Genomic DNA, 13,297 nt, shown 5'->3' on the forward strand with positions numbered 1-13,297 from the left:
AGAATATCTTTGTCAAAAGGGTTTAAAACCTTCTTATTTTTTTGAGCATCCTATTTATGAATCCAGACCTGTAACACACAACACAACTCGCAACACTATTTAATAAAAGGCAACATCGTGTCTGCCACCAACTTATTTCCAACATCATTTAAGTGTACCTTATCGGTTGTCAATACTCCTTTTTCTTTATCTTCTGTATTATTCGCTGCTTCATAATCCACAAAGGCCTTTCTTAAATCGCACAGTGGGAGATTATTTTTTGCAGCCAATTCCCTTACTCCAGCTGCGTATTTATTAAGGTCGGCATCTACTTCATTTGCACCCTCTCTTTTCTCACCAATCACTGTAGGCGTACACAGTACAACCTTACTTCCATTTGCCTGTATCTTATTAATCAACGCTTGATAAAATTTTAGATATTTATCGTAGTCTGTCCCCGTTCTTGCTCCCAATTTATGCCAAACATCATTAATTCCAACATAAATGAACACCAAATCAGGTTTTTTATTCAAAACATCGTCTTCCATGCGTAGATAAAGGTCGTACACCTTATTACCCCCAATTCCAGCGCCAATTAATTCATATTTCGTACTATCTAAAGACTTTTTAAGCAAGCTAATGTAGCCATTTTTCCATACGCCCATTTGAGTAATCGAATCACCAAAGAAAATTACTTTTTTTGCCTTTTGCTGCATCGCCATACAAGAAATTAAAATTGATGCGGCAACTAAGAAGCTGCCTATTTTATTATAGCTTTTCATTTTTATTTAATTTATTTCTTATCCATTAATTTAAAATCGAGGTCTTGAAAGTCGAAGCTAAAATCAGTTAGCGGAGAAATAGCTGCCATTTTAAATCCATCTGCTTTCGCATCCCTATTTAAAGTAAAGTTAACAAAGGCATCGGCGTCTAAACTCCGATCGTACCATTTTACAATAAAAGTATTCCCTTTATAATATGTCATATCGCCCCTAAGTTTCGGCGCATTTTTAGCTTGAAAGTGCATTTTCCCATTTACTTCGCTAACCGTAACTTCGCCAAACCATGGATCGTTAAACGTGCCAAAATAATTTTTAGGATCTGGCTTAGAAGTCGTCAATTTTTGCGTAGCGCTAATGTCTGCCCAAACCTTTGCCACCATTTCATCGGCGTGCTTTTCTCTTGCCAATCGGGAATCATTATAGGCTTTAATCCTATTTAGACCTTTAATTCCTAAATAACCATCTTTAATGGAATTAGTAATGGCATTAAATGCAGCCCCAGATTGTTGATTAGTTAACACAATAATACCCAATTTCATATCGGGCAAAATGGTTACTTGCGTTACAATCCCAGATAATCCGCCTGTATGTGTAGCTTGAAAATTACCGTTTACATTGCTCAAGAACCATCCCAAGCCATAACTACTAAAGCTTGCTGGATTTCCACCGCTAATAATGGTTTGAGGAGTCCATAATTCTCGGTGTACAGCAGGGCTGAATAATTTTTGCTCCAATTTATCACCATATTTACCTGTATTCATCATGGCAATTACCCATTTACTCATATCCGTAATGCTCGAATATATACCACCAGCTGCATTTGCAACCTCGCCAAAGCTTAATCCTACCGGAAGCAATTTGCCTTGATAGGGTGCGTGACCATCAATTACATTCGATTTATCCTTTAGGCGATACCAAGAAGCTGCTGTTTTATTCATCCCCAATGGCTTAATAATTTTTGTTTCGATAAACTCTTCATAAGATATGCCAGATACTCTTGCCACTACCTCACCTGCAACAATATACATCAAATTATCATAGTCGTACTTTGTACGAAAAGATGAAACGGGCTTTAAATATCTTAAATTATGAATTAATTGTTTTTTATCAACGGTTGATGAATCTGGCCATATCATTAAATCGCCCGCACCCAAGCCTAAGCCACTACGGTGTGTGAGCAAATCTCTAATGGTAAATTCGCTCGTTACATAGGGATCATACATTTTAAACTCGGGGATAACATCGATAACCTTGGTATCCCAAGTTAGTTTTTGCGCATCAACCAACATACCAAGCGCTGCAGCGGTAAATGCTTTTGTATTGGATGCTACCCCAAATAGCGTGTTTTCATCAACTTTTTGATTGGTTTTAATAGAACGCACACCATATCCTTTAGCGTGAATTACTTTTCCGTCTTTAATTACTGCAACCGCTACTCCGGGCACATCAAAGGTGCGAAGGGTTTGCTCTGCAACACTATCGATTTGTTTAGATGTTAATACTTGTGCGTTTAATTTTAGACCGGAAATAAGTACCGTCGCCAATAAAATTGAGAGCGTAATGTGAAAATTTAACTTCATTGCTACTATTTTAGAATTGAGTATCTAAGATACTAAAAATCACAAACTACTTGCCTTTTCCGAGCCTATAATCTTTGTGGACAACTAAAAAACTGGCGCGCTCTTCTTTCTTAAACGGATAATCCCAATTGCCTTGATAGGTTATCTTTGTAGGCAATTTATCTTCGCCAAAATAACTCATTTCGATGTTCATTTGCACATCAAAATCGAATAGCATATTGCTATATTTCATATCTACATAACGACCTAGGATTTCGAAGTTCCTCTTATCAAAAATGGTGACCAATTCTTTAATCATCAAACCATCCTTTGTCCAATTGCTTAAATCTGGCTTTACAGCAACTTTAAAACGATATACAGGAATTGAATCTAAATAGGTTGCACTATAAAACGAATAATCGTAATACTGGCGCATATTTGAAGTAAAAATTTGCGTTTTATTGCCGATAAATGGGAGGCCTTTTATTGGTCGCCCAGGATTAAAAATTAAGGTTTTTAATTTATCCTTATAGCTTTCATTTGCACCACCGCCTTTACCATTACTTTGCGGAGCATTTGGAACAAAATCAGTATTGTAGGCATTCATGAAAATATAATCGAACATCTCTACGGTGTACAATTGATATTTTCCGTTCTTTTTATAGACTTTCCCATTATCTTCTTTTACCAAGTATTCCATCTTATATGGTCCATCGTTATTATGCTTTATTTTACGATACACCTTTCCATCAACCCTATTATTTTTATCGTAGGTAAAAATCCGGTTTTCAGCGATAAAGGTATAACGCTTCATGTTCCTGAATGCTTGATAAAAGCTAGTATCGTTAATAATGGCTTGTATAAAAGTTTCTATTCCAAACTTTTTACCTTTAATGCTCACCGCAGAATCTAATCGAATGGTTTTAATCGTATCTGGATTAAATCGAGGTATTTCCTGACTTTTGACGGTAAAGAAATACATAGCGAAAGCTAGAAGTAAGAAAATTTTCTTCATATGAGTGTATAACAATAATAATGCCTTTTTATTTCAACCTCGCAGGTTTAATATGCACCTTGCTAATAAACCTGCGAGGTTAGTTCCCTAGTTGTTTCAAGGCCAAATAAGCCATTAAACCAGTAGAGGTTTTTAGCGCATCCTCATCAATATCAAAATTAGGGGTATGTACCGAATAAGTAGTTCCTTTAGCAGTATTCCCGGTTCCCAGTCTGTAAAAACAAGCATCAGTAACTTGCGAATAATACGCAAAATCTTCTGCAGCCATCCAAATATCTAAATCGATTACATTCTCTTTGCCCAGGTAATCTTGAGCAAAAGAAATTGCGTTTGCCGTTAACTTTTCTTCGTTAATTAAGAATGGATAGCCGCGCATAATGTTAAAATCGCACGAGCCCCCCATGCTTTCGGCAATACCCTCAGCCATTTTCTTCATTAAACGATGTGCTTCATTACGCCATTCTTCGTTCAACGTTCTAAAAGTCCCCTCCAATTTAACCTCGTTGGGAATAATGTTGGTTGCGCCATTTGCATTTACTTTTCCGAACGAAAGTACCGAAGGTAGGCGTGGGTCGGCATTTCTACTCACAATCTGCTGTAAAGCAACAATAATATGTGCTGTAATTAAAACGGGATCAATATTTTGATGAGGTTGGGCACCATGACCGCCTTTGCCATGCACGGTTACATACAATTCGTCGGTAGAGGCCATATAAATACCCGATCTAAAACCTACTTTTCCAGTTTCGATTAACGGCATTACGTGTTGTCCCAACATGGCATGCGGTTTTGGGTTCTCTAATACGCCTTCCTTAATCATAATACTGGCACCCCCGGGCAGAAGTTCTTCTGCCGGTTGAAAAACAAGTTTAATCGTTCCGCCGAATTCTGCTTTCAATTCGTTTAAAATAAAAGCGGTTCCTAACAGTGATGAACTATGCACATCGTGGCCACAGGCATGCATAACGCCTTCATTTTTCGATCTATATGGTTTATCATTTGCTTCATGAATAGGTAAAGCATCCATATCAGCGCGCAGGGCTATGATTTGATCAGAAGGCAATTTGCCTTTAATGAGGGCCACCACACCTGTATTTGCCATTTCTTTAAATTCGATACCCCAGGCCGTTAACTTTTCCTTGATGAATAATGAAGTTTGAAATTCTTTGAAAGACAACTCAGGATTAGCATGGATGTGCTGACGATAGCCAACTACATCATTGTAAATTTTAGCAGATAATTCTTGTATTTTTTGCTTCATTGTTTTTGGATGGTTGGTTTTGGTTAGTTGGCCAGTTCGATAACCAATTGCATTAATTATTGCCCGAATCTAAGATGGGGGCATTAATTTTTTCTCTAAAGATAAATAATGTAGGGAAATTTGGTCTTAATTCGTTAAGTAGGTTTTGCGCTTCTAAACGTGTTCTAAAATCGCCTACTTTTAAATAATAATTGGGCTCTTTGTAGGTAATATAAGTGTTTAATCGAGGGTAAAGTGCTTTAAATCTCGCTTGTTCACTAAAGGTTTCGCGACGATCTAAGCCATAAAAGATTTGAACTCGATAACCCATTTGGGAAACAAGTACCGTACTAGTAGGATTTGTACTCGTTGGCTTCTTGGTATTTAACTCAATCCGCTTTGCAATTAAACTGTCAATTAATGGATCTTTTATGATGGTTACCGTGCCTTTTGTTTGTGCAAAGCTTGCCATAGATAGGCAAAGAATCAAAATAAAGAAGGATAGCTTTCTCATTACAGGCAAAAATCGACATAATTGATGGGGAATACAAATAAAAAGATAGAGGCAACACGGTGTGTTGCCTCTATATCATTACCCATTCGCTCCGTGGCAGTTTTTAAACTTTTTGCCACTGCCACACGGGCAGGGTTCATTTCTTCCAACGGTTACCTCTTTTCTGATAGGTTGTTGTGGAACAAATTCTCTCGTATCTTCCATCACCGCAGCATTGCTTGTATCGCCGTATTCTGCCTTGGAAGTACGCAACTTGGTTTGCTCACGCTTAGGTGCTCTTGCCTCTCTCACCTCATCTGGTTCTTGATGAACAGGAATCCCACCTTTATACAAAAAGCCTACAACTTCCTTGTTTATCACATTCAACATACTTTTAAATAGATTGAATGCCTCCATTTTATAAATAATTAATGGGTCTTTTTGCTCATAAACCGCATTTTGAACCGATTGCTTCAACTCATCCATTTCACGTAAATGCTCTTTCCAGCTATCATCAATTAACGCTAAAATAATCGTTTTTTCAAAGGCTTTAGTTACCTCACGACCATTATTTGCAATGGCTTTTCTCAAATCAACTGGCACATTAATCTGACGAATTCCATCTGTAAATGGAACAATAACTTGCTCAATCTGCTCTCCACGCTCTTCGAAAACTTGTTTCAATACATGCATCGATTGGTTCATGATGCCTTCAGATTTGCGCGCATAAAAATCAGTAACCTCTTCAAATAACTGATCTGTTAAACTATGGATGTTTTTTGAGTTAAACTCCGCTTCAGTAATGCTTGTATCTGATGAGAAATTTCGAATAACTTCAAGTTTAAATCCTTCGTAATTCGATAACTCTTTATACTCAGTTACTATATCTTCTACAACATCGAACACCATATTGTTCATGTCTACATCCAAACGATCGCCAAACAATGCATTCCTGCGTTTAGCATAAATAACCGTACGCTGCGAATTCATCACATCATCATACTCTAACAAACGTTTACGTACGCCAAAGTTGTTCTCTTCCACTTTTTTCTGTGCCCGTTCGATGGAGTTCGTAATCATCGAATGTTGGATAACTTCACCATCCTCAATTCCCATCTTTACCATGATGTTAGAAATACGCTCCGATCCAAATAATCGCATCAAATTATCTTCCAACGAAACAAAAAACTGTGAAGTACCTGGATCACCTTGTCGTCCTGCGCGACCGCGTAACTGTCTATCTACACGACGAGATTCGTGACGTTCGGTACCAATAATCGCCAAGCCCCCAGCCTCTTTAACACCCTCACCTAATTTAATATCCGTACCACGACCAGCCATGTTTGTGGCAATGGTAACCGTTCCTGCTTTACCCGCCTCAGCAACAATATCCGCCTCCTTCTGGTGCATTTTTGCATTTAAAACGTTGTGTTTAATGCCACGTAGTTTAAGCATGCGACTCAACAATTCCGAAATCTCTACCGATGTAGTTCCCACCAATACTGGCCTACCCGCCTGGGTTAGTTTTCCAATTTCTTCAGCAACGGCATTGTATTTTTCGCGAATGGTGCGATATACATAATCTTGCTCATCTTTTCTCGCCATTACTCTGTTGGTTGGTATTTCTACTACATCCAATTTGTAAATCGACCAGAACTCGCCCGCCTCTGTAGTTGCAGTACCCGTCATACCACAAAGTTTGTGATACATTCTAAAGAAATTCTGCAAAGTAACCGTTGCGTAGGTTTGTGAAGCATCTTCAACCTTTACATTTTCCTTTGCCTCAATTGCCTGGTGTAAGCCATCAGAATACCGACGGCCATCCATAATACGACCCGTTTGCTCGTCAACAATCTTAATTTTACCCTCATCAATAATGTATTCAACATCAATTTCGAACAAGGTATAGGCTTTTAACAACTGGTTTACCGAGTGGATCCGTTCTGCTTTAACAGAATAATCGCGCATTAAGCTATCCTTTTTAGCAACTTTTTCTTCACCACTTAATGATGATTTTTCAATCTCTGCAATTTCAGTACCCACATCTGGCAATACAAAGAAACTGGCATCTTCACCCTGTTGGGTAATTAATTCAATCCCTTTTTCTGTTAATTCTACCTGATTATTTTTCTCATCAATATAAAAGAACAATTCAGAATCTACCTTCGGCATATTCTTAGATTGATCGGCCATATAATGATTTTCTGTTTTAAGCAAGGTTTGTCTAACGCCACTCTCACTTAAAAACTTAATTAAGGCTTTATTTTTAGGTAAACCACGGTGTGCACGTAAAAGTGCTAAGCCACCTTCGCCTTCTTCAGTTCCTGTTTTACCCTCGTTAATTAACTTTTTAGCTTCATTTAACGCTTGCGTAACATAGGTTCGTTGTGCATTTACCAAGCGCTCGATACGAGGCTTTAACTCATGAAATTCGTGTTGATCGCCAAAAGGAACAGGTCCTGAAATAATCAATGGCGTACGGGCATCATCAATCAATACCGAATCGACCTCATCAACCATTGCAAAATGAAGTTTACGCTGCACTAACTCGTTAGGGGTTTGCGACATATTGTCGCGCAAGTAATCGAAGCCAAATTCATTATTGGTTCCATAGGTAATATCTGCCAAATACGCATTTCTACGCTCTTGAGAATTGGGCATATGCTTATCGATACAATCAACCCTTAACCCATGGAATTCGAATAGCGGGCCATTCCATTCCGAATCGCGTCGTGCCAAGTAATCGTTTACCGTTACAATGTGTACGCCTTGCCCGCCAAGTGCATTTAGATACGCCGGAAGGGTACTCACTAAGGTTTTACCCTCTCCAGTAGCCATCTCGGCGATTTTACCACCATGTAAAACCATACCTCCGATTAACTGTACATCGTAATGCACCATGTTCCACGAAACCTCTGTTCCAGCAGCTTCCCATTTATTAGCCCAGTACGCTTTATCGCCCACAATTTTAACATTGCTTTTGCGAGCCGCATAATCTCTATCGTAGGCACTTGCCGTAACTTCGAGTGTCTCGTTTTCGCTCAATCTGCGCGATGTTTCTTTGATTACCGCAAATGCTTGAGGTAAAATTTGCTGCAGTACCTTTTCAAGCTCAACATCACGTTCTTTTGCCAAGGCATCAACCTCATCGTATAAAGCAGTTTTTTCTGCTAATGATAAACTTGCGTTTTCTGCTTTTTGCTTTGTATCGGCAATTTTAGCATCTGTATCGGCCAATGCCGTAGCAATGGTTTCTTTAAATTCTATCGTTTTATGGCGGAGTTCGTCGTTACTGATCGACGATAATTTTGCATATTCTTCATTAATTTGGAGAACCAATGGTTGCAACACTTTAATGTCGCGTTCCGATTTACTTCCAAATATCTTGGTTAAAAATCCTAACATGGGTATTTTGTAATTAGTAGTTAAAAATTCAAAAATGATCAATTCACAACAACCAAGCCATTAACATTTTAAGTCAACTTGGCAGTCGAATGGGGGGCATTAAAGCATAGATTACGCTAAAAAATGGCGCAGGCTTTAGGTTAAGGGCTATTATTATTGGGTTTGCCAACTACGATTAAATCGCTCACATTTTGATCTTGCAAGCTGTATTTTGTAGTTTGTGCTTCAGAAAGCGCACCGATTAAGGCAAGTTCGCTTGACGATAAAAAATAGGTACTCAGCTCATCGTTTAAGGGATTAGCATTCTGAGTATATTTCTGAACAGAAACCTGTTGTTGGTTGCAATAGCCTTCAGTTAAAAGCCTAAGCCCTTCAGCTCTATCGGCTTTCGCAAGCTGAGTTAAGCTAAAAAATACTAATGATATGGCAACAAAGTGGTTCATTCTAGCGGCAAAGCTACTTTTAATCTTTTACATTTTGAAATATAATTCTAGGTTCCTTTTTTGCATGGAGTAACGATGCCGTGATTTAACGTTGACGATGGCTTGACGAATAACCAACCGCAGAGGTCGCAAAGAACGCAAAGGTATAGGTTGTTTTTTACTTAGCTTTTTAGCGTACAAACCATTTTCCATCTTACCTATTACGTTTTACATTTGAACACAGAACCGCTGTGCTCCTTCAAACCATCTTTGCGCGCTTCGCGATCTTTGTGGTTAAAAAAAATAATTCCTTATCTTGCACCATGAGCGCACACAACCCTTGGAAGGTTTTAGAAAGTAACCAAATTTATGATAATGCGTGGATTAAATTAACTGAACATCAGGTTATTAATCCAGCAGGCGGAAAGGGAATTTATGGCGAAGTTCATTTTAAAAATTTAGCTCTTGGCATTGTTGTACTCGATATTCACCACAACACCTGGTTGGTTGGGCAATATCGTTTTCCTCTAAAGGCCTACAGTTGGGAAATTCCAGAGGGTGGAGGAGCTTTAGACGCCGATCCCATCATAAGCGCCAAAAGGGAATTAAAAGAAGAGACCGGAATACAAGCATCTACCTTTACCGAAATTCAACGTATGCATCTCTCTAACTCAGTGAGTGATGAATATGCGATTATTTATATCGCACAAGACTTGCAAATGGGGCAATCCTCGCCAGAAGAAACAGAAGAGCTAATGGTACGTAAAGTGCCTTTTGAGGAGGCTTATCAAATGGTGATAAATGGCGAAATTACCGACAGCATGAGCGTTGCGGGCATTTTAAAAACAAAACTATTAATAGATCAAGGAAAAGTTTAACATGGAGAAGATTTTCGGCTATATTTTTGGCATATTATTTCATTTTTTTTTCTTTTTATTCCTTTGTATTTTTCATCCAATACAATGGATTTGCTATCGATTATTCGGCTACAAAGCGCATAAAGTCTCGGTAGATATTTTGAATTTCTTTTTAACCTATTGCAATGGCATTCTTTTAAACTCCGTAACGTTTTTCAATAACCAGAACCTGCCCATCAACCACCCCATTATCTTTGTGGCCAACCATCAAAGCATGTACGATATCCCGGGATTGATTTGGAATTTACGGAAATACCACCCTAAATTTATCTCTAAAATCGAACTCACAAAGGGCATTCCTTCTATCTCTTTTAATTTAAAATATGGAGGTGGGGCAAATATCGACCGAAAAGACAGCAAACAATCGGTTGCTGAGCTCATAAAGCTAGGGAGAAGAATGAAAGAAAACAATTGGGGTGCCGTAATTTTTGCCGAAGGCACACGTGCAAAAGATGGGATGGTAAAATCGTTTCATGTTGGAGGAATTGCCACCTTATTAAAAGTTGTCCCTAATGCCCTAGTGGTGCCAGTGGCCATTGAAAATTCGTGGAAAATTGTACGTTATGGGCAGCTTCCACTTGGAATAGGCAATGCTATTCGGTGGACAGTTTTAAAACCAATAGACAAGACCAACAAGAACCCTGAAGAAATTACTCTCGAAGCTGAAAATGCCATAAAAGCGAAATTAAATCAAGTCCAAACATGATAAAGTACCTTTTAATTGGCTTCTTAAGCCTTGCACTCAACAGCAAAGCCCAGCAAAAAAAGAATGAAAATTCGTTGCTATGGGAGATCTCGGGCAACGGCTTACAAAAACCGTCTTATCTGTTTGGCACCTATCATTATGCTGGTAAAGATTTTATCGACACCATGAAAGTATTAAATGCAAAGCTAAATCAGGCCGATATCATAGTGGGAGAATTAATTATCGATAGTACGCTTACGAAACGATTGGTTCCCTTTATGATTATGACAGATAATTCTTTAGATAAATTATTAAGTCCAAAGGAATATCAAAATGTGTCCGATTATCTGAAAAAAGTTTCTGGTTACGAGCTCCAAACATTCAATATCATGAAACCTGTTACTGTTCAAATGACTATCTTACAGTTTACAGCGCCTAAAAGCACCATTACGCCAGCTAATCCAGCACTCGACCAGTACATACAAGATTATGGAAAAGCAAATCACAAAATTGTAGTCGGATTAGAAACTGCCGAAGATCAAGCAACAGTGCTATTTGGGAGTAGCTTACAAAGGCAAAAAGAGCTTTTGTTAAAGAGTATCGGCAACGAAAAAAAGAACAAAAAAGAAAGCCAAAAATTATACGACGATTATATTGCGCAAGACTTAATGAGCTTAGAAAAAACGTTTAAAAAAATAGAAGATTACACGCCAGCAGAATCTGAATCGCTATTAAAAACTCGAAATTTGAAATGGATGGCACAACTTCCAGACCTTATGCAAAACGGAAGTTTGTTTATTGCCGTTGGCGCTGGTCACTTGGTAGGCCAGGATGGGTTGATTAAAGCCCTGCAAAAGAAGGGATTTACGGTAAAGCCCTTGGCTACAAATTAATGTGATAATTTGTGAATTAGCTAATTAAATATTCTTCCCTTCAATTAATTTAAAAAATTCATCTCTATACGTATCACCTATTGGTATAATTTTACCAGTAATCGAAATACGGCTCCGCTCTATACTCTCCACCTTATCTAAAGAGATGATATACGATTTGTGCACACGGATAAACTCTCCTTTGGGCAAGGTTTCTTCCATTTTTTTCATGTTCTGCAAGGTAATTACCCTTTCACTCTTCGTGAAAATAGAAATGTAGTCTTTTAACCCTTCGATATACAAAATATCATCGAGCTGGATTTTCTGAATTTTATGTTCCGTTTTTACGAAAATAAAATCTTGAGCGGGTGCAGCGGCAGAAGATACCGCACTTGGTGTAGGCTCTACCACAACTGGCGCAACTACCTCCTCTTTCTGCATCTGGTTACGCACCTTTTCTACTGCCTTATAAAAGCGATCAAAAGCAATCGGTTTAAGCAGGTAATCGGATACATTCAAATCATAGCTTTCTAAAGCATACTGGGAATAAGCAGTTGTTAAGATATAATTAGACTTCCCACTTGCAATTTTCAGAAACTGAATTCCTGTTAAATCGGGCATTTGGATATCTAAAAACACAAGATCAATGCCTCCAGCCTGCACCAATTGCAAAGCTTCTATGGCATTTTCGGTCCGTTTAACCAATTCCAAAAATGGAACTTTCGAAATATAATCTTCAATAATATCGAGCGCTAGGGGCTCGTCATCTACAGCAATACATTTTAATATCATATATCTAACATCAATTCACTTGTGTAATGGGTAGCCGAATTTACAATATTTAATTTATATCGGTCGGGGTATAACAATTGTAATCTTCGCTCTACGTTGTTTAAGCCAACACCACCCATAGCATCTTTATTGGTTTTACTTTTTTTATTGGTGATGCTGAAGTGCAAAATTTTCTGGTTGGCAATAATATTAATCCGAATCGGATCTTCAGGATCGTTTGCCACACCATGTTTAAATGCATTTTCTACAAAAGAAATTAAAATCAACGGCACCACATGCTGGTTGTCGATTTCGCCGTTTAAGGTCAGCTCTACCGCCGCACCATCCTTAAACCTCAATTTTTGCAGTTCTATATAACTCTGCACATATTCCACTTCCTTGCTCAAAGCTACCCAGCTATCGTTACTCTCATAAATCATGTAGCGCATAATCTCCGAAAGTTTTAAAATGGCATCGGCCGTTTTCTCCGATTTTTGATAGGCAAGTGAATAGATATTATTTAAGGAGTTAAATAAAAAATGTGGATTTAACTGTGATTTCAGAAACTGTAACTCCATATCCTTTTTCTGACTTTCTAAATTACGTTGGATGCGCTCGTTAGAAAACCAATCGGTAGCAAATTTCAGTAGCGAACTCATCACCACAAAAAAGCCAGAAGTAAAAAAGGCCTCTACTAGGTAACTAGTATAACTTCCTGGAACCATTTTCCCTTCTTTGGGACTAAAATGACTCAAAATAATTTCTGGATACATCACCCCTATTCCTAGCTTAATCACCACCGTAACCACTATTAACCCCATGATTAAAAAAAGATACAGCCAAGATTTTTGACGCTTCTTAATAATGTCTGGAATTAAAATCAGTGCATTAATAAAAAATAAGGAAACATTAATAATTCCATAATAGCCATATTCTACCCAGATCTCGAACCAATTCAATGGTTCTGTTCCTTTTATAAACCTTAAGCTTATCAAAGCACCAACAAGCAGCCAAAATAAAAGATTTACGATTAGTGCACCTTTGCTCTTTATCATTTTAAAAAAATTAATTAATGCCTCTATTTCACTCCAAAGTAAGTATTCTTCCTGTTCCTAAGCTTAACTTTCGACGAACGGGCATTTTTTTTCTACCAAATG

General features: G+C 38.0%; 12 protein-coding genes. 3 read left to right on the forward strand and 9 right to left on the reverse strand.

From position 1 onward, the window contains the following. Positions 1–95 precede the first annotated feature (95 nt). From WG904_RS03655 to WG904_RS03685, 7 genes are all read right to left on the reverse strand, one after another. Positions 96–761 (reverse strand): SGNH/GDSL hydrolase family protein, encoded by a 666-nt coding sequence (locus tag WG904_RS03655; protein ID WP_339577929.1) that lies wholly within the window; start codon positions 759–761, stop codon positions 96–98. 11 nt (positions 762–772) lie between these two features. Beyond that, a complete protein-coding gene (locus WG904_RS03660; protein WP_339577930.1) occupies positions 773–2,341 on the reverse strand; it encodes a serine hydrolase in 1,569 nt (522 codons plus the stop codon). Between the two features lie 46 nt (positions 2,342–2,387). Further along, on the reverse strand, positions 2,388–3,335 hold the full coding sequence (locus tag WG904_RS03665; protein WP_339577931.1) for a hypothetical protein: 948 nt from the start codon (positions 3,333–3,335) through the stop codon (positions 2,388–2,390). 79 nt (positions 3,336–3,414) lie between these two features. Beyond that, on the reverse strand, positions 3,415–4,596 hold the full coding sequence (locus WG904_RS03670; RefSeq protein WP_339577932.1) for a M20 metallopeptidase family protein: 1,182 nt from the start codon (positions 4,594–4,596) through the stop codon (positions 3,415–3,417). Between the two features lie 52 nt (positions 4,597–4,648). Further along, the gene (locus tag WG904_RS03675) at positions 4,649–5,047 is read right to left on the reverse strand and encodes an SPOR domain-containing protein (protein WP_339577933.1); all 399 of its coding nucleotides are present in this window, start codon (positions 5,045–5,047) and stop codon (positions 4,649–4,651) included. Between the two features lie 120 nt (positions 5,048–5,167). Continuing rightward, positions 5,168–8,473 (reverse strand): preprotein translocase subunit SecA, encoded by a 3,306-nt coding sequence (gene secA / locus WG904_RS03680; RefSeq protein ID WP_339577934.1) that lies wholly within the window; start codon positions 8,471–8,473, stop codon positions 5,168–5,170. Positions 8,474–8,613: 140 nt separating this feature from the next. After that, positions 8,614–8,916 (reverse strand): hypothetical protein, encoded by a 303-nt coding sequence (locus WG904_RS03685; RefSeq protein ID WP_339577935.1) that lies wholly within the window; start codon positions 8,914–8,916, stop codon positions 8,614–8,616. A 302-nt stretch (positions 8,917–9,218) separates the two neighbouring features. Here WG904_RS03685 and WG904_RS03690 point away from each other — a divergent pair, with 302 nt between their 5' ends. Genes WG904_RS03690 through WG904_RS03700 form a run of 3 tightly spaced genes read left to right on the forward strand, consistent with a single transcriptional unit; the run spans position 9,219 to position 11,390 of the window. Then, positions 9,219–9,773, forward strand: a complete 555-nt coding sequence (locus WG904_RS03690) for an NUDIX domain-containing protein (protein WP_339577936.1) — start codon at positions 9,219–9,221, stop codon at positions 9,771–9,773. 1 nt (position 9,774) lies between these two features. Continuing rightward, positions 9,775–10,518: a lysophospholipid acyltransferase family protein gene (locus tag WG904_RS03695; RefSeq protein WP_339577937.1), complete on the forward strand. Its 744-nt coding sequence runs from the start codon at positions 9,775–9,777 to the stop codon at positions 10,516–10,518. Further along, positions 10,515–11,390: a TraB/GumN family protein gene (locus WG904_RS03700; RefSeq protein WP_339577938.1), complete on the forward strand. Its 876-nt coding sequence runs from the start codon at positions 10,515–10,517 to the stop codon at positions 11,388–11,390. Before WG904_RS03695 ends, WG904_RS03700 begins: the two co-directional genes overlap by 4 nt. 24 nt (positions 11,391–11,414) lie before the next feature. Here WG904_RS03700 and WG904_RS03705 read toward each other — a convergent pair whose 3' ends face one another. Continuing rightward, complete coding sequence (locus tag WG904_RS03705; protein ID WP_339577939.1) at positions 11,415–12,161, reverse strand: LytR/AlgR family response regulator transcription factor; 747 nt, start codon at positions 12,159–12,161, stop codon at positions 11,415–11,417. Beyond that, a complete protein-coding gene (locus WG904_RS03710) occupies positions 12,158–13,195 on the reverse strand; it encodes a sensor histidine kinase (RefSeq protein WP_339577940.1) in 1,038 nt (345 codons plus the stop codon). The genes WG904_RS03705 and WG904_RS03710 overlap by 4 nt, the downstream gene beginning before the upstream one ends. Positions 13,196–13,297: the final 102 nt, after the last annotated feature.

This window comes from Pedobacter anseongensis, assembly GCF_037482965.1.
GTDB classification, from domain to species: Bacteria; Bacteroidota; Bacteroidia; order Sphingobacteriales; family Sphingobacteriaceae; genus Pedobacter; species Pedobacter anseongensis.